15 protein-coding genes and 2 tRNA genes are annotated in these 17,819 nt (G+C 40.9%); 15 read left to right on the forward strand and 2 right to left on the reverse strand.

All coding sequences use genetic code 11. The features are described from left to right. Positions 1-41: 41 nt before the first annotated feature. Positions 42-422 (forward strand): S1 domain-containing RNA-binding protein, encoded by a 381-nt coding sequence (locus KC820_RS09165; protein WP_212370407.1) that lies wholly within the window; start codon positions 42-44, stop codon positions 420-422. A 150-nt stretch (positions 423-572) separates the two neighbouring features. On the opposite strand, the gene KC820_RS09170 is transcribed toward KC820_RS09165, so the two are convergent. Together KC820_RS09170 and KC820_RS09175 are read right to left on the reverse strand one after the other, a co-directional pair. Next, positions 573-644 (reverse strand) — tRNA-Glu (locus KC820_RS09170). Positions 645-696: 52 nt separating this feature from the next. Next, positions 697-770: transfer RNA gene (locus KC820_RS09175), tRNA-Met, on the reverse strand. A gap of 1,125 nt (positions 771-1,895) precedes the next feature. Between KC820_RS09175 and spoIIE the strand changes: the two genes are divergently transcribed. The 14 genes from spoIIE to KC820_RS09245 all read left to right on the forward strand — a co-directional run bounded on the left by spoIIE (position 1,896) and on the right by KC820_RS09245 (position 17,323). Continuing rightward, a complete protein-coding gene (gene spoIIE, locus KC820_RS09180) occupies positions 1,896-4,340 on the forward strand; it encodes a stage II sporulation protein E (RefSeq protein WP_212370409.1) in 2,445 nt (814 codons plus the stop codon). An 86-nt stretch (positions 4,341-4,426) separates the two neighbouring features. Beyond that, the gene (locus KC820_RS09185; protein ID WP_212370411.1) at positions 4,427-5,167 is read left to right on the forward strand and encodes a vWA domain-containing protein; all 741 of its coding nucleotides are present in this window, start codon (positions 4,427-4,429) and stop codon (positions 5,165-5,167) included. Beyond that, the gene (locus KC820_RS09190; protein WP_212370413.1) at positions 5,130-6,098 is read left to right on the forward strand and encodes a protein kinase domain-containing protein; all 969 of its coding nucleotides are present in this window, start codon (positions 5,130-5,132) and stop codon (positions 6,096-6,098) included. The genes KC820_RS09185 and KC820_RS09190 overlap by 38 nt, the downstream gene beginning before the upstream one ends. A gap of 80 nt (positions 6,099-6,178) precedes the next feature. Further along, positions 6,179-7,558, forward strand: coding sequence for a tRNA lysidine(34) synthetase TilS (gene tilS / locus KC820_RS09195; RefSeq protein ID WP_212370422.1), 1,380 nt, complete (start codon positions 6,179-6,181; stop codon positions 7,556-7,558). A gap of 29 nt (positions 7,559-7,587) precedes the next feature. Beyond that, entirely contained in the window at positions 7,588-8,124 is a 537-nt protein-coding gene (gene hpt, locus KC820_RS09200; protein ID WP_144089592.1) for a hypoxanthine phosphoribosyltransferase, read from the forward strand. 149 nt (positions 8,125-8,273) lie between these two features. Then, positions 8,274-10,349 carry an ATP-dependent zinc metalloprotease FtsH gene (gene ftsH, locus KC820_RS09205; protein ID WP_212370424.1) on the forward strand — a complete coding sequence of 692 codons (2,076 nt, stop codon included), beginning with the start codon at positions 8,274-8,276 and terminating at the stop codon, positions 10,347-10,349. 904 nt (positions 10,350-11,253) lie between these two features. Next, positions 11,254-12,027 (forward strand): type III pantothenate kinase, encoded by a 774-nt coding sequence (locus KC820_RS09210; protein ID WP_144089594.1) that lies wholly within the window; start codon positions 11,254-11,256, stop codon positions 12,025-12,027. 6 nt (positions 12,028-12,033) lie between these two features. Continuing rightward, positions 12,034-12,906 (forward strand): Hsp33 family molecular chaperone HslO, encoded by an 873-nt coding sequence (gene hslO / locus KC820_RS09215; RefSeq protein ID WP_212370426.1) that lies wholly within the window; start codon positions 12,034-12,036, stop codon positions 12,904-12,906. A 44-nt stretch (positions 12,907-12,950) separates the two neighbouring features. Beyond that, entirely contained in the window at positions 12,951-13,787 is an 837-nt protein-coding gene (folP, locus tag KC820_RS09220) for a dihydropteroate synthase (protein ID WP_212370428.1), read from the forward strand. Beyond that, complete coding sequence (gene folB, locus KC820_RS09225) at positions 13,780-14,154, forward strand: dihydroneopterin aldolase (protein WP_212370430.1); 375 nt, start codon at positions 13,780-13,782, stop codon at positions 14,152-14,154. The genes folP and folB overlap by 8 nt, the downstream gene beginning before the upstream one ends. Then, positions 14,144-14,638 (forward strand): 2-amino-4-hydroxy-6-hydroxymethyldihydropteridine diphosphokinase, encoded by a 495-nt coding sequence (folK, locus tag KC820_RS09230; protein WP_212370432.1) that lies wholly within the window; start codon positions 14,144-14,146, stop codon positions 14,636-14,638. The genes folB and folK overlap by 11 nt, the downstream gene beginning before the upstream one ends. Before the next feature lie 48 nt (positions 14,639-14,686). Next, a complete protein-coding gene (locus KC820_RS09235) occupies positions 14,687-14,842 on the forward strand; it encodes a hypothetical protein (protein ID WP_212370434.1) in 156 nt (51 codons plus the stop codon). 125 nt (positions 14,843-14,967) lie between these two features. Beyond that, positions 14,968-16,461: a lysine--tRNA ligase gene (lysS, locus tag KC820_RS09240; RefSeq protein WP_377862677.1), complete on the forward strand. Its 1,494-nt coding sequence runs from the start codon at positions 14,968-14,970 to the stop codon at positions 16,459-16,461. A gap of 223 nt (positions 16,462-16,684) precedes the next feature. Next, a complete protein-coding gene (locus KC820_RS09245) occupies positions 16,685-17,323 on the forward strand; it encodes a hypothetical protein (protein WP_212370436.1) in 639 nt (212 codons plus the stop codon). The last annotated feature ends 496 nt before the right edge of the window (positions 17,324-17,819 follow it).

The raw sequence follows: 17,819 nt of genomic DNA on the forward strand, positions 1-17,819 counted from the left end.
TAGAATATACTTTTAAATTCTTAAGGAGGAGCATTTTTTTTATGTCAGTCGAAGTAGGCAGCAAGCTAAGCGGTAAAGTAACCCGCATTACGAATTTCGGAGCTTTTGTAGAGCTACCAGAAGGATCAACAGGGTTGGTTCATATCAGTGAGGTCGCTGATCGTTATGTAAAAGATATTAACGAACACCTTTCTGTCGGTGATGAAGTCACTGTAAAAGTATTAAATGTAGAGAAGAACGGTAAAATTGGCTTATCCATCAAGAAAGCTAATGAGAAATATAACCGTCCGCAACCACGCAAACGAGTAGAAAGCTTCGAATCCAAAATGAACAAATTCTTGAAGGATAGCGAAGACAAACTCGCCTCACTAAAAAAACACACGGAGTCTCGTCGTGGAGGTCGAGGTGCTAAGCGGGGATAATTGCTGTCTATGATGATTATATTAAGAATGTCATTCAATATATGATCGCTCAACCTGTTCACCGATAAGATGAACAGGTTTTTATTTATAAAAAAAGTTGGAGAGAAACTTAAAAGCTTCTCTCCAACTTTTTACGTACTTATGAAATGATGACCCGTACGGGATTCGAACCCGTGTTACCGCCGTGAAAGGGCGGTGTCTTAACCACTTGACCAACGGGCCTTATGTAAAGAAAAAGAGACCGGTTTGCGATCAGAAAACCGATCCCTTTTTATAGCGGCGGAGGGGATCGAACCCACGACCTCACGGGTATGAACCGTACGCTCTCGCCAGCTGAGCTACGCCGCCGTTTATTGAAATATGTCTCTTAGACACAAAAATTATGGTACAACAGGTTCCCTGCTCCTGTCAATAACTTTGTCGAAAATTAATTTTTCTATTTATTTAAATTCTATCGCTACTTATACCGAGTTCAATCCCTTGAGTGTTCTCGCTACCCGAATACGCTTCTCTTCATGTGAAAATGTCATCGAGAATAGCTCTCGATACATAAATGTCTTGTTCCGCATGTGGAAATGTCATCGAGAAGGACTCTCGACACCGAAACGCCGTCTTTCGCATGTGAAAATGTCATCGAGAATAGCTCTCGATACCGAAACGCCGTCGTCCGTATGTGAAAATGTCAACGAGAAGGCCTCTCGATACCGAAACGCCGTCGTCCGCATGTGAAAATGTCATCGAGAAGGCCTCTCGATACCGAAACGTCGTCTTCCGCATGTGGAAATGTCAACGAGAAGGCCTCTCGCTACCGCAACGCCGTCCTCCGCATGTGAAAATGTCAACGAGAACGGCTCTCGATACCGAAACGCCGTCGTCCGCATGTGAAAATGTCATCGAGAAGGCCTCTCGATACCGAAACGCCGTCATCCGCATGTGAAAATGTCAACGAGAAGTGCTCTCGATACCGAAACGCCGTCATCCGCATGTGAAAATGTCAACGAAAAGTGCTCTCGACACCGAAACGGTCTCCTCCACATGTGGAAATGTCATCGAGAAGGACTCTCGACACCGAAACGCCGTCTTTCGCATGTGAAAATGTCATCGAGAATAGCTCTCGATACATAAATGCCGTCGTTCGCATATGGAAATGTCATCGAGAGTAGCTCTAGACAACTTTACAATACCGTCAGGATCCGATTCAGTCATAGAATTCTCCCTCAGAAGAAATTTCGTATAGCTTTTCAATCCACAAATTAACCGTAAATTGGTTTTGCTTTCGTCAATCGACGACTTTCTGTATCCTATCTACAAAAATTCGTAACAAAATTTATTAATTCCATCAGTTCTTGTAGAATCATTAGATAAATTTCCCTTGATTCGTCGAATGATTTTTTGTTGTCCCTTTGTTTTTATGACAAAAAACTTCCCCCGGTCTGTGGTTAGATAGTGTACACAGGAGGGGGAATAACGTATATGGATTCAATGAAGATCGGTGAAGTAATAGTTGATTCGAGAATCGGGAGGATATCTCAAACTTTTCGCTCACTAAAAACTCAATGGGTCAGTAGCTTCTTGAGTCGAGGATGGTTATTTTACTTAATTGGCTTTTTACTCGGACGAGCTATTGTTTTATCCAGTGTATCCCCGTTTGCTATAGCCTTTTTAGGTGCAACCATTGTCGCCAAGAAGTCACTTGCGTTTAGGGTTTATCTTTCTTTGGCCCTCGGTGCTTGGACCGTGAACTTGGAGCAAACTTTTTATGTATTAGGTACAGGCATGCTGTTATTTCTATGTTATAAGCATTTATTAACCAAAATCACAAAGATGATCTATCCGATGATCTTCACGATTTTTTTAAGTTCGGTGACTGCTCGAACGTCTGTGATGGCCCTTGTCGATTCATTAACCTTGTATAATGGTGCAATTATTTTTATTGAGGCTTTACTAGCATCATTTTTAGTTATGATTTTTCTTCAATCTTATCCATTTTTAACGATTCAAGTATCGACGAAAAAGTTAAAGGTTGAAGAGCTCGTATGCTTGGTTATTTTTGTAACAGCCATTTTAACAGGGTTGGCAGGTATTCAGTTTTATGATTTGCAGTTGGAAGTGATCGGCGCCAGTTATTTTATTTTAATGGGAGCTTATATATCTGGTGCCACTGTCGGTGCTGCCGTTGGTGTCATCGTTGGATTGATGTTGAGCTTCGTCAATATGATGGATTTATACCATGTCAGCTTGTTGGCACTTGCTGGGTTGATGGTCGGCTTACTAAAAGATATGCATCGATTGTTATCGGCATTCGGATTATTTCTCGCTGTTCTTTTAATCGGCTTTTACAATATTGAAGTGATTCAGTTTGAACAGCTCGTAATCGAAGCATCGATTGCGACAGGACTCTTCTTGCTCACACCAAAAGGATTATTGAAAAAGATTGCTGGATTCGTTCCAGGGACCAATGAAGAGAAGGAGAGTCAAGATCAATACGCAGAAAAAATTCGCCATGTGACAGCAGAGCGAGTGGAACGTTTTTCAGAAACGTTTCAAGCATTGTCGCATAGTTTCGCATCGATTGAGCAAGAAGGGAAGCAACTGGAGAGTCAGGCGGAAGTGGATGAATATTTAAGCAGGGTCACTGAAAACACATGTCAATCATGCTTGAAAAAGCATTCCTGTTGGGTACAAAATTTCGACCGTACATACCCTGTGTTGCGCGACATGATTCATTCGGTTGAAGAAAAAGATACATCACGGACGAATTTCAACATTGGTAAGTTACGAAAATTTTGTGTGAAACCGGAACAAATGACGGATCAAATGCGTTACGAGCTTTCCTATTACCATGCAAACAAACGATTGAAGCAACAGGTAAAGGAAAGTAGAAAGTTTGTTTCAGAGCAATTGAATGGTGTCTCGGAAGTCATGAATAATTTCGCAAAAGAAATGATGAAGGAACGAGAAGAATATTCGTGGCATGAAGAAGAAATCCGACGTGTGCTTGGTCAAATGAATATTTTATTAGAGCGACTTGAGCTATATTCAATCCATAAAGGAAATATTGATATTGAAGTGACTGCTTATTTCCATGATTACCACGGAGAAGCGGAGAAGTTGATTGCCCCTTATTTATCCGATTTATTGGGAGAGACAGTTGTAGTCGAAAAAGAAGAGACATTCGGTGGTCGAAATGGATACCGGACGTTCCACCTAAGTTCCATTCGAAAGTTTCAACTAACGACAGGCATCTCGCATGCTGCGAAGAATGGAAATTTCCTATCAGGCGACAGTTACATGATTAAAGAATTAGGGAAAAGCCGGTATGCTTTAGCAATTAGTGATGGCATGGGGAATGGTGAACGGGCTTATCAAGAAAGCTCAGAAACATTACGGCTCTTGCAACAGATTTTAAATTCTGGCATTAGCGAAGAGGTAGCTATTCAATCGATCAACTCAATTCTTTCATTGCGAACATCGGATGAAATTTATGCGACATTAGATTTAGCAATTGTCGACTTGCAACAACCTTACGTCAATTTCTTGAAAATTGGAGCGACCGTAAGCTATATCCTTCGTGGCGGGTCGATTTATCCGGTTGAGTCAGGAAATCTACCAATTGGAATTTTGGAAGAATTCGATGTGGAACCAGTGAGGGAAGATTTGAAAGACGGAGATATTCTCGTCATGGCTAGCGATGGGATTTTGGAATCAACGGATCGGGCGGAAAATAGAGAAGCATGGCTGAAACGCAAACTTAAACAAATGGAAACGAAGCAACCTCAAGAAATAGCCGATTTATTATTGGAAGAAGTGGTTCGAAGTAATTACGGACAAATTATCGATGATATGACAATCCTTGTTGCAAAGATTGATAAAAGCAAACCGAAGTGGGCTTCCTTTACTGCGTTTGTCGGCATGTAATGAAACATAAATATTTTATCTCTCCATCGTATAAAAGCTACTGGATAGGTTAAGAATGGAGATAAAAATAGAGGAGGCGATCGGCAATGAGTAAAGGAACCATTCGGCAAATTCTATTAATCACAGATGGTTGTTCAAACCAAGGGGAAGACCCGGTTCGTGTGAGTGAACATATTGCAAAGCAAGGAATCTCCGTGAATGTCATTGGCGTGTTGGAAGATGACCAAACGGAAGATCCAACCGGGTTGACCGAAGTGAATGACATCGCAGAAGCGGGAAATGGTGTCAGTCGAATCGTTTATGCTGAAGAGCTATCAGAAACTGTCCAGATGGTTACCCAACAGGCCATCACACAAACGATTCAAAGTTATGTTTCAAAAGAATTAAAGGATATTTTCGGAAAAGAAGTGAATGAGGAAGAACTATCACCGGAGACAAAGGAAGAAGTCCACGAAATCGTTGAGGATTTAGGTGAGACGGTCGACTTGCAAGTATTAATTTTGATCGATACAAGTGCGAGTATGCAGCATAAAATGTCAGCGGTACGAGAATCTTTAAATGATTTAGTTATTAGTTTAAGGTCACGTTTGGGTGGCTACTATTTTTCTATCTATCATTTTCCGACTCGTAGACAAATTACGAAGAGACTGCTTTCATGGACAAATGAAGGAGCAGAAATCGCAAAAGTATTTCCGAAGCTTGCAACAGGTGGGATTACACCGACTGGGGCAGCGTTGAAGGAAGCGGTGAAGATGTTCGACGAAGAAGTGATTGGAGAGGAACCACATTATGACATCATCGATTCATCCTACCGTTCATCTAGCTAACGGTACGAAGATTGTTGGCAAATGGCATAGGCAGACCTATAAAGTCATACGGCAAATTGGTGAGGGTGCAAGAGGGTCCATTTACCTTGTCAAAGGGAATCAAGGACTGAATGCGTTGAAAATCAGTAAGGATCCATTTGTCATTACACGAGAGGCAAAAATTCTTCGACTCATGAAAAAGGTCCAGGGCGTACAGCTTGGGCCTTTTTTAATCGACGTCGATGATTTTACTTATCGGCAAACACACTATTCTTTTTATGTGATGGAATACGTAGATGGCGTACGTATCAAAGACTGGTACCACCCAAGTAAAGCTTCTCACCTTGCAATCGTAATCAAGCAGCTACTTTTTCAGTTGCATCATCTTCATCTCGCCGGCTATATTTTTGGTGATTTAAAGTTAGAAAACTTATTGATTGACCGGCAGACGAAGCAAGTAAGGCTCGTTGATTTTGGTGGAGTGACACAGCTAGGGAGATCTGTTCGTGAATATACAAGTCATTATGACCGAGGCTATTGGCAAATGGGCGAACGAAAAGCCGACCCTGCTTACGACTTATTTGCAGTAGCCATCTGTATCCTTCAACTTGACCCTATGTTTAAACGTATGGCTACGAATCAACGAGATCTAGTGAAGTTAATCAATCAGAGCCAAACCGTACAGCCGTATCACACCATTTTAAAAAAGGCCGTACAAGGTCAATATCAACAAGCGATGGAAATGAAAAAAGATTTGGATCGTTTAAAATTGAACGGACAAAGAAATGTCGGAAGAAAAAAGAAGGCTTCTTTAACGAAAAAAACAACCAGTAAGCCAAACATTCAGCACCTCCACCCAGCCAAACAGACGATGAAAAAAGAGTTGGTCGGAATCGGTTCGCTGTTATTCGTTCAATTCTCGTTATTGGCCGGCTTATATTATTGGTTTTAACGAAAGCATTCGTTGAATCTAGTTGAACAGTGGTGATATACTGGAATGAATGTAGATGATGAAAAACGGAGTGCGGGCGAATGCTTTTACAAACTATTTTGACGTTTAATCAAAAGCATCAATTGTTTCAACAACATGATACGTTGTATTTGGCGGTTTCAGGCGGACCAGATTCAATGGCCATGCTTGATTTTTTTTATCGAATCAAGGATGCGTGGTCGCTGGAACTGTACGTCATTACTGTCGATCATCAACTCCGTGGAGAAGACTCACGGCAAGATGTTGAGTTGGTTAAAAAAGAAGCCGCAAAACGAGATATCCCTTTCATCGAAGGGAAAGTAAATGTAAAAGCATATCAAAGGGTCCATCAAATAGGTACGCAGGAAGCGGCAAGGACACTCAGATACGATTTTTTTCAGCAACAAATGCAAGGAAAGGAAAAGACCAAGCTGGTTACTGCACATCATGCCGATGATCAGGCAGAAACGATGTTCATGCAACTTGCAAAAGGTGTCCGGCCAAAAGGAATTCCTGTTCACGGGCAATTTGGAGGTATCCAACTAATCCGACCTTTTCTGTGCGTCAGTAAACAAGCGTTGATTTCGTATGCGAATGAAAAGGAAATCCCTTATCATCGAGATCCTTCCAATGAAGAAGATACATACACTCGAAATCGATTTCGGAAATATGTGTTGCCATTTTTTAAAGACGAAAATCCTAAGTTTCTGGAAGGTGTACAACGAGTGGCTGAAATCCAGCGTGATGAAGATGCGATTTTGGATGAGCTGTCTGAAGAAAAAATGTGTGATTTCACTCAGTTTTATGAACAAAAAGTGACGTTTTCAATAGATGGTTTTCTGGCGCTTCCTTTACCTTTACAAAGAAGAGGGTTTCATCTAATATTAAACTATCTTCAAGTTCCGATAGGAAAAAAAGATTATTTTTTTGATTTTTTGGAATGGATTCAAGCTGAAAAGCCGAATGCTACATATTCTTTTCAAAAAGACTATAGTTGGATTAAAAGCTATGGACAATGTGTAATACAAAAGAACGAGAGGTTCAATTCATCATTTTCTGAAGAAATTCAGTTAAATGATACACGACACTTACCGAACGGTTGGTCAGTGACCGTCGAGGAAACAGAAGCGAATACGAGCGAATTAACGAATGCAAATGTTTTTGTTTGTGATCGACGGCTGATCGAATTTCCTTTACACATTCGTACACGGAAACCCGGTGATCGAATTCGAATTTTAGGATTAGCGGGTAGTAAAAAAGTGAAGGATATATTTATCGATAAAAAAATACCAGCCAATGACCGGGACTCATGGCCAATAGTCGTGAACGGAGATGGAGAAATCCTTTGGCTTCCTTTATTGGCCCGAAGTGAGTTGGGTACACTTAGTGATCAAGTGACTTCCTATGTTGTGATTCGTGTGAACCATCAAAAGAAAAATTGAAGGACCAACGAAGATTAGGAGGACCATCCATGCATAATGAGATCGAGGAAATATTGTTTACAGAAGATGAAATTCAGAAACAAACAAAGGAACTGGGGCAAACCATTACGAAGCAGTTTGAAGGCAAGTTCCCGTTAGCGATCGGCGTCTTAAAAGGTGCCATGCCGTTCATGAGCGATTTATTGAAAAATGTGAACACACATGTGGAAATGGATTTCATGGACGTTTCAAGCTACGGCGGTGGCATGGAATCCAGCGGAGAAGTTCGAATCGTAAAAGATTTAAACACGCAAGTCAAAGGCCGTGACTTATTAATCATTGAAGATATTATTGATAGCGGTTTGACACTCGGTTATTTAGTAGATCTATTTAAACACCGAGGAGCAAAGTCGATCACGATTGTAACCTTGTTGGACAAACCGAGTGGTCGCAAAGCGGATGTTTCGGCTGATTTAGTTGGTTTTGAAGTGCCAGATGCATTTGTTGTCGGTTACGGGTTAGATTTCGAAGAGAAATATAGAAATCTTCCTTATATCGGTGTGTTGAAACCGGAAATTTACTCATAGAATGAGTTGAATCGTCGTAGAACAAGCTATAGTTGGCAAATTGATCCACATCTTAATGATTTGGAAAAAAGTCAAGACCTTATAGTTGAGTGAGCAAAAAAATTTGTGATAGTATGAGTTTAGTTTTGTGCTTTAGGAGGAGGTAAGTAATGAGTCGGGTGTTCCGTAATACCATATTTTATTTGGTTATATTCTTGGTTCTGATCACGATTGTCAGTATGTTTAATAACCCTGCGCCAGAGACAGAACAATTGAATTATAACCAATTCACTGAAGTGTTAGAAGAAGGTCAAGTAAAAGAAATGACCTTGCAATATACGAATTTTGCTTATGAAGTCCGTGGTGAATACACGGGAGATGAAGGTACACAAAGTTTCGTTGCTGAAATTCCAGCAAATGATGAGATTATTAATTCGATTGTCACAGAAGCAAAGCAGCAAAGTGACTTGAAAATAAAACCAGCTGAAGAACCAAGTGCGTGGGCTCGTGTTTTGACGACGCTCATTCCTTTCATCATTATCTTCATTCTCTTCTTCTTCTTGCTTAGCCAAATGCAAGGCGGCGGCGGTAAAATGATGAACTTCGGTAAAAGTAAAGCGAAAATGTATACCGAAGAAAAGAAGAAAACGAGATTTACCGATGTTGCCGGTGCAGATGAAGAGAAACAAGAGCTTGTTGAAGTGGTTGAATTCTTGAAGGATCCGCGTAAGTTCTCTGCCCTTGGTGCACGTATTCCGAAAGGTGTTCTACTCGTTGGACCTCCTGGTACCGGTAAAACACTCCTTGCGAAAGCTGTTGCTGGTGAAGCGGGCGTACCGTTCTTCTCCATCAGTGGTTCTGATTTCGTAGAGATGTTTGTCGGTGTTGGTGCATCGCGCGTTCGTGATTTGTTTGAAAACGCGAAGAAAAACGCACCTTGTATCATTTTCATAGATGAAATCGATGCTGTCGGCCGTCAACGTGGCGCAGGTGTCGGTGGTGGACATGATGAGCGTGAACAAACATTGAACCAACTTCTTGTTGAGATGGATGGCTTTGGTGTGAACGAAGGAATTATCATCATGGCGGCTACTAACCGTCCGGACATCCTTGACCCAGCATTGCTTCGTCCAGGTCGTTTTGACAGACAGATTCCTGTCAATGCGCCAGACGTCAAAGGTCGTCAAGAAGTGCTTGGTGTTCATGCGAAAGACAAGCCACTTGCGAAAGACGTTAGCTTGAAAACAATTGCTATGCGTACACCTGGATTCTCAGGTGCCGATTTAGAAAACTTGTTAAACGAAGCAGCACTTGTTGCAGCTCGTGAAGATGCGAAGATGATTAATATGTCACACGTCGATGAAGCGATTGACCGTGTGATTGCAGGACCAGCGAAGAAGAGCCGTGTCATCTCTAAAAAAGAGAAAAACATCGTCGCTTATCACGAAAGTGGCCATACAGTAATCGGTGTTGTGTTGAACGATGCAGATATGGTACACAAAGTAACGATTGTTCCTCGTGGCCAGGCAGGCGGATATGCCGTTATGCTTCCTAGGGAAGATCGTTACTTCCAAACAAAACCAGAGTTATTGGATAAAATTACTGGATTGCTTGGCGGACGCGTTGCTGAAGAAGTTATGTTTAATGAAGCAAGTACGGGTGCACATAACGACTTCCAACGAGCAACGAATATTGCCAGACGTATGGTTACAGAGTTTGGTATGAGTGAAAAATTAGGTCCACTTCAGTTCGGTAGCTCTGGTGGCGGTCAAGTATTCTTAGGTCGCGACCTACAAAACGAACCGAATTATAGTGATAAAATCGCTTATGAAATTGACTTAGAAATTCAACATATCATTAATACTTGTTATGAACGAGCTAAAGAGATCATTACAAAGCATAAAGAACAGCTTGAGTTAATTGCTCAAACATTACTAGAGGTTGAAACTTTAGATGCAGAACAAATCGATGGCCTCTTCTATCACGGAAAGCTCCCTGAGCCAAAAGAGGAAGAAGAGAATGTCGAAGAGCAATTAAATGAAATTGACAATACGAAGGCTGAGTATAAAGAAGACGAATCTGATACGACCTCAGAGCAAATGGAAAATCGAGAAGGTCAATCAGATGTGAAAGTAAACATTAATCGTCAAGAGAGTGATTCTTCGGTTGTTGATTCGAAAGACACGGAAGAAAGTGATTCGAACAAGCCAGAAGATAGCCAAGATGATTCAAATCGTAAAGAATAACAAGAGCGTATATAATAGCGAAACACTAATCATCTGATTGGTGTTTCGCTTTTTCATTGAACGCACAAAAATTTGTAAAATGAAGAACTCTTGTTACACATCATGTTGCCAATTGTGATATGATTTACGGTGAAAAACCAGGCTCTAAAGTATTTGTTAGAGTAAATACACAACTTAGCATAGTTTTGATTATGGCCGTTGGTATCAGGCGATACACTTACGGTGGGTGCTTGTACCCACAGGGCATAAGGCGACATCTGCGATAAATCGCAGTGTCTTCTATACCGCCGGGCACAGCTTGCGCTTTTCCGACGGCCAGGACGGGCTAGTGTCAACGTTGGTCACAGGACGTGACCGATCTTAGTTGACCCGCAGGCGTCACCGCCGACGCTCCTCGCCTGGACCAACTAAGTGTTAGATGAGACATAAAAAACACGCAAGATAGGGCGAGAGGTCTTCAGCACGATTAAAACGAAATGTATGAGTTTTACGATACCGTAAAAATATCAGCGACACCAAAATTCGAAAAAGAGATTGAGATACTTCAAAATCGGCAAAAGGAAAATATGAACCTCTTCGAAGACAACTTACACAACGTTTATGGTGTGAATAAGGAGAGGCTGAGACAAATCAAGGTTATAAACTAAGAAACACGAATAACAATCCAACTTAGCGTAGGAAATATACGTAGACTTCTGCTGGAGCAAAAGCCTAGGTGAGACCCCGCAGTGCGAAGCACGAGGAGGCTCAACAGCTGCCCGCGAAAAGCGGAGTATATTTCCGAAGCGGGTATTTCCACTACACTGAATTAGGATGTTCGTTTCTGTGTTAACTTTAAAGATTATGTCCCAGCCTCCCCAAAACTTGCTTAGAAACAAAAACCAGACAGAAATGGGTTGAATTTATGATCTTTGTTTTAGATGTCGGAAACACGAATACTGTGCTTGGTGCGTTCGAAGATGACAAGCTAATCTATCAATGGAGAATTAAAACAGATCGTTTTAAAACTGAAGATGAATATGCCATGAACATAAAAGCATTATTACGACACCACGGACTTTATTTCAGTGACTTCAAAGGTGTCATTATTTCGTCCGTTGTTCCACCGGCAATGTTTGCATTAGAAAATATGAGTAAGAAGTATTTTAAAACAAAAGCATTGGTTGTCGGTGAGAGCTCCGTTAAAACAGAATTGAAAATGAATTACCCTCAGCCACAGGAAGTCGGGGCAGACCGAATTGTTAATGCAATCGGAGGGATTAAAGAATACGGTGCTCCGTTAATCATTGTCGATTTTGGAACGGCAACGACATTTTGTTATATCAATGAAAACGCAGAATACAGCGGAGGACTTATTTCCCCGGGAATAAAAATTTCGACTGAAGCACTTTACACGAAGGCAGCAAAGCTTCCGAGAATTGAAATTTCACGTCCTGATACTGTAATTGGCACATCAACTGTAGGAGCTATGCAATCGGGTGTATTTTACGGCTATGTTGGCCAAGTGGATGAGCTTGTGCGTCGAATGAAAGAAGAAGCCGGTACAGAACCAACCGTTATAGCAACGGGCGGTTTGGCTAAACTAATCGGAAAAGGTTCTCGAACGATTGATCATGTCGATGACTCATTAACATTAAAAGGCTTATATGAAATTTATCAAAACAATACAAAGGATTGATGATATATGAAGGATTATATGATTCGTGCAACAGCATTTGAAGGATCTGTACGAGCGTTTGCGATTCGCTCGACGAATACCGTGCAGGAAAATTGTTCACGGTTAGACACGTGGCCAACAGCATCGGCAGCGCTTGGTAGAACTGTGACTATATCCGCTATGATGGGCTGGATGTTGAAAAATGAAGATAAGCTTACCGTCAAGCTAGAAGGTGATGGACCCCTTGGTGCAATCATTGCAGATAGTAATGCAAAAGGAGAAGTCCGTGGATATGTCATGAACCCGCATGTCGATTTTGAATCTAACGAGCACGGTAAATTGGATGTCAAAAGAGCTGTAGGAGTCAATGGTTCCTTAAATATCGTGAAAGATTTAGGGTTGAAAAATAACTTTACAGGCCAGGTACCAATTGTGTCAGGAGAAGTGAGCGAGGATTTCACCTATTACTTTGTTAATTCCGAGCAAATCCCATCTGCTGTCGGTGCGGGTGTTTTAGTAGATACGGATTATTCAATTTTGGCTGCTGGCGGTTTCATTATTCAAGTAATGCCAGGCGCTTCAGATGAAGTCATCACAAAGCTTGAGAAGCGGGTTGGAGAAATTCCAGCGATTTCAACAATGATTCAAGAAGGAAAAAGCCCGGAAGACATTTTAAGTATCTTTTTCGATGGAGAAGACTGGAAAATTAATGAGCAATCAGATGTTCGTTTCCAATGCCATTGTTCAAAAGAACGTGTAGAAAATTCAATCCGCGGATTAGGCGATGAAGAAATCGATGAGATGATTGAGGAAGACGGTGGAGCAGAAGCAACTTGCCACTTCTGTAACGAACGCTACCATTTAACCGTTGAAGAATTAGCGGCATTAAAATCATCTTAAGTTTTCATGAGAAAGAGATATAAAGTCTTCAGGGAGGTTGAGCGATGAAATCTCTAACGATTAATAGTCAATCCCGCATTGATTTCAACAAAAAAACAACGATTATGGGGATTTTGAATGTGACACCTGATTCTTTTTCAGACGGTGGCAAGTTCAATCGGTTAGATGACGCCGTTGAGCGCGCTAAAAGCCTAGTTGCTGATGGAGCTGGAATAATCGATATTGGCGGTGAATCAACGCGACCTGGTCATGATCCCGTACCCTGCGAAGAAGAAAGTGAACGCGTTGTACCGGTGATTGAGCGGTTGGCAGAAACAATTGACACACCGATCTCCATTGATACGTTTAAAGCAAAAACAGCAGAAAACGCCCTTCAAGCGGGTGCAACGATTATAAACGATGTTTGGGGAGCAAAAGCTGACCCGGAAATTACTGCTGTAGCCAAATCGTTCAATGCACCAATCGTTTTAATGCATAATCAAGATGAACCTATTTATGATGACATCATTGAAGATATGAAAAAAAGCTTGAGTGAAAGTATAGAAATTGCGAAGAAAAATGGCGTTTCAGAAGATAAAATTATTATCGATCCAGGGATTGGTTTCGGAAAGACACTTGAACAAAATCTATTAGTAATGCGCCGGTTAAGTGAATTGAAAGCGATGGGTTATCCAATTTTACTCGGTACGTCACGAAAGTCAATGATCGGAAAAGTACTTGATTTACCTGTAGAAGAGCGGTTAGAGGGTACGATTGCAACTGTTTGTTCTGGCATTCAACAAGGTGTTGAGATCGTCCGGGTGCATGATGTGAAAGAAGTCAATCGGGCCGTTCAAATGATGGATGCAATGCTTGGCAAAGGAGGCGTTTCATTTGGATAAAATTAAGGTGAACCAAATGATGTTTTACGGCTATCACGGCCTATTTCCGGAAGAAAACAAATTAGGTCAGCGATTTTCCGTTGACGTAGAACTAATGGGTAACTTCCGCAAAGCCGGACAAACCGACCAAATGGAAGACAGCATTGATTATGGCCAGGTTTATGAAGTAACCAAAGACATTATGGAAGGAAAAGCACATAATTTGCTGGAATCACTCGCTGAGTCCATTGCCCAGTCGATGTTCGAGTCCTTTTCTTTATTGGATGTCATTTCAGTTTATATAGATAAACCAGGTCCACCAATCCCCGGTTATTATCAATCCGTCGGTGTTGAAGTCACACGAAAGAGAAGCGATTATGAAGCCTAGAGTATTTATAGCGTTAGGTGCCAATATCCCACCGAAGAATCATTATTTAAACGAAGCGTTAAGGAAATTGGAAGCTGATACATCTATAAAGATGATTCATCAATCTTCTGTTTATGAAACCGCCCCTGTCGGATACACCGATCAAGATTATTTTTTGAATATGGTTGTTGAAGTCGAGACGGTTTATACACCCGAAGAATTGTTGACTGCTTGTCAATCCATCGAACAATCATTAGGGCGAAGAAGAACAATAAAAAATGGTCCGCGAACAATCGACTTAGATCTATTAATATATGGAAATGAAACTGTAAAAACGGAGCAACTGACAATCCCTCATCCACGAATGAAGGAACGAGCATTTGTATTAGTGCCATTAGCTGAAATAGACGCGTCTATTGAAATTGGAGGCAAACAAGTAAGGGAGTACGTCAGTAAACTTTCACAAGAAGACTTAGCGGATGTGAGAAAACGACAAACCGACTAAAGTCAGAACAATCGAGAGCGTTCACTCTGGTGCTTGAAAGGCATCAAAGTGAATGATAAAGTAAGTAAACGAATCAACTTATGTGGAAGCGATGACCATTATATTGTGAGAAAGAGAAGTGTTTCGATGAACGAGCCACTTCCTGTAATGAATGTCACCATTGAGAAACTGCCTTCACTGCTTGTTGTAGGCAGTTTTCATTAATAAGTAGATTGTTTTTTGTTGGAACCTTGTGATTTACGATGAATGTTAAACAGTTTATAGAACAATGCAGATGAATCTGCAAAAATAGATCAAGTTAAACAACTAACATATATGAGGTGAAGCAAGTGTCTGAAGAATTGAATGACCAAATGAAAACCCGCCTAGAGAAATTGAGAGGGTTAGAAGAAAAAGGAATCAGTGGATTCGGCGATAAATTTGAGCGTACCCACTTGACCAATCAATTAAAAGAAGCTTTTGATCAATTTACGAAAGAGGAATTGGCTGAGAAAGAAGCGGAAACTGAAGTTACAATCGCAGGTAGAATTATGACGAAACGAGGTAAAGGGAAGGCAGGCTTTGCCCATATTCAAGATGTGGATGGACAAATTCAGCTTTATGTCAGAAAAGATGAAGTCGGGGAAGAAGCATATGAGCTTTTTAAATCCGCTGATCTAGGAGACATTGTCGGAGTAACTGGTGTTATGTTTAAAACAAACGTTGGCGAACTTTCCGTAAAGGCTACTACATTCGAATTGTTAACAAAGTCGCTGCGTCCATTACCTGAGAAGTTCCACGGCTTGAAAGATGTTGAACAACGCTACCGTCAACGTTATTTGGATCTAATTACAAACCATGAAAGTAAAGAAACATTCATTTTACGGAGTAAGATTATCCAAGCGATGCGTCGTTATTTAGATGGACAAGGATTTTTAGAAGTAGAGACACCGATGATGCATTCCATTCCAGGAGGTGCTTCTGCTAGACCGTTTGAAACGCACCACAATGCGCTAGATATGCCGTTGTATATGCGAATCGCAATTGAACTTCATTTAAAACGACTAATTGTTGGTGGGCTCGAAAAAGTGTATGAAATCGGCCGTGTGTTCAGAAACGAAGGTGTTTCTACAAGACATAATCCGGAATTTACGATGATTGAATTGTATGAAGCGTATGCGGACTACAACGATATTATGGACCTTACCGAAGAGTTGATTGCTCACATCGCTCAAGAAGTATTAGGGTCAACGAAAGTTCAATATGGGGAATATGAAGTTGACTTAGCACCTTCTTGGAAAAGATGGCATATTGTCGATGCAATCAAAGAATATACAGGTGTAGACTTCTTTGAAAAAATGACTGATGAACAAGCTCGTCAGTTAGCTGAAGAGCATGGAGTTGAAATTGAGAAGCATATGACGTTTGGTCATATTGTTAATGAGTTCTTTGAACAAAAAGTTGAAGAACACTTAATTCAACCAACATTTATTTACGGTCATCCAGTTGAAATTTCGCCATTGGCCAAAAAGAATACTGAAGATGAGCGGTTTACCGATCGTTTTGAATTATTCATCGTAGGTCGTGAACACGCAAACGCATTCTCTGAATTAAATGATCCAATTGACCAGCGCGAACGTTTTGAGTCCCAATTAAAAGAACGGGAAGCAGGAAACGATGAAGCGCATTATATGGATGAAGACTTCCTTGAGTCATTAGAATACGGCTTACCGCCAACAGGCGGTTTAGGAATTGGAATCGACAGAATTGTTATGTTGCTCACAAATTCTCCATCCATTCGTGATGTATTGCTTTTCCCTCAAATGAGAAAACGCTCTGAATAATATGGATGATTGCCACTTGCCGATTGGTAAGTGGCTTTTTTCATTTTGATTCAAATTAAAATAACGCGATCTGTGAATACAATCGAGTATATACAGTCACATCAATAGACCGGGCGGAGAATTGTACTTATAAGAAACCTTTTGGGAAAGCCATTGCCTTGAAAATGCAACAACGACAGATGCTCGCATAAGCTATATCAGTTCAATTTCAAGGGGGATAAAAATGGCGAAGATTGCATTAGCGCTTGCAGCTAGAGGGACGGATGAGGGAGCGTTCAAAGCGTGGGGCACAAGAGCGGTAGGAGCATCGAATACGAAACAATGGGGGTCAGGGAAAGAACTGCTTACTCATTTGGTCAACGCATCTCGAGGTGGAGAAAACTGTATTGAACGATTATATATATTCTCACATGCGTGGCCCTATATTCCAGGTGGTAACCGTGGGGGTGTAAAGTTAGGTGGAATAGATGTTGCTGGTTTTTATTCGCAACCGAGTATATACGATGATGCAGATGCAAGATATATGAATGATTTTGCGCAACTTGTACAGCAAGGGAAAATTACCTTTTGTTCATCTTGCAAGGTGATTTTTACAGGGTGTCGAGTAGCATCTAGTCAATTCCCGGTCGAATTTCTATATGTAAGTGGCTGCGAAGTGATTGCTTCGAATGGATCAAGTCATCCGAAACCAGGTACACCTCCTGGTGATGAAACAGGCCAATGGTTAAGCACTGCAGGTGGATGGACAGAACAACAAGCGAAGAAGAACGAAAACCACTATGTGGGATGGGTCAATTATTCTTTAAAGCCGAACGGGGAAGTAGAAGAAACAAGATTAGGGGAAGAGATAAGAATCTGGTAAGAGAACGAATGTCGGGAACCAGTCATCCTTTAATAAAGGATCGGCTGGTTTTTTGATGAACACACTTGCTGGTAAGGTGCGAACAAGTAGTGATTATAACGTGATTTAGTTTAAAAGAAAGAGCGTGTTTATGCTGGGTAATTTTCAGAAAAAATTTATTTCAATAAAACAGTTGCGCACATCGAAAAACCATGATAAATTATTAAACGTTGTCGCAACAAGAGCCGGCAACGAAACAAAAAATGAAATAAAAAATTAACAAAAGCTGTTGACTTTGAGTTTCATTTTTGTTATATTTATAAAGTCGCTGTTTTGAGGCGACAATAAATGACGAAGAACATTTCGAACCTTGAAAACTAAACAAAATAGCCTGAAGTCAATTCGGTTTCTTTCTTAATTGATTGGGAAAGAAACAAACGATTTTTTATGAAGCCAATCAAACACTTATTGGAGAGTTTGATCCTGGCTCAGGATGAACGCTGGCGGCGTGCCTAAT

Origin of the sequence: Allobacillus saliphilus, assembly GCF_018138385.1 — a bacterium.
GTDB classification, from domain to species: Bacteria; Bacillota; Bacilli; order Bacillales; family Alkalibacillaceae; genus Allobacillus; species Allobacillus saliphilus.

Excerpts from the sequence above, each read along its gene's own strand:
- spoIIE (WP_212370409.1), top strand. The coding sequence starts at position 1,896 with ATGGATTCAATGAAGATCGGTGAAGTAATAGTTGATTCGAGAATCGGG.
- hslO (WP_212370426.1), top strand. The coding sequence starts at position 12,034 with ATGAAGGATTATATGATTCGTGCAACAGCATTTGAAGGATCTGTACGA.
- ftsH (WP_212370424.1), top strand. The coding sequence starts at position 8,274 with ATGAGTCGGGTGTTCCGTAATACCATATTTTATTTGGTTATATTCTTG.
- folP (WP_212370428.1), top strand. The coding sequence starts at position 12,951 with ATGAAATCTCTAACGATTAATAGTCAATCCCGCATTGATTTCAACAAA.
- tilS (WP_212370422.1), top strand. The coding sequence starts at position 6,179 with ATGCTTTTACAAACTATTTTGACGTTTAATCAAAAGCATCAATTGTTT.
- KC820_RS09165 (WP_212370407.1), top strand. The coding sequence starts at position 42 with ATGTCAGTCGAAGTAGGCAGCAAGCTAAGCGGTAAAGTAACCCGCATT.
- KC820_RS09210 (WP_144089594.1), top strand. The coding sequence starts at position 11,254 with ATGATCTTTGTTTTAGATGTCGGAAACACGAATACTGTGCTTGGTGCG.
- KC820_RS09190 (WP_212370413.1), top strand. The coding sequence starts at position 5,130 with ATGACATCATCGATTCATCCTACCGTTCATCTAGCTAACGGTACGAAG.
- KC820_RS09245 (WP_212370436.1), top strand. The coding sequence starts at position 16,685 with ATGGCGAAGATTGCATTAGCGCTTGCAGCTAGAGGGACGGATGAGGGA.
- hpt (WP_144089592.1), top strand. The coding sequence starts at position 7,588 with ATGCATAATGAGATCGAGGAAATATTGTTTACAGAAGATGAAATTCAG.
- KC820_RS09185 (WP_212370411.1), top strand. The coding sequence starts at position 4,427 with ATGAGTAAAGGAACCATTCGGCAAATTCTATTAATCACAGATGGTTGT.
- folK (WP_212370432.1), top strand. The coding sequence starts at position 14,144 with ATGAAGCCTAGAGTATTTATAGCGTTAGGTGCCAATATCCCACCGAAG.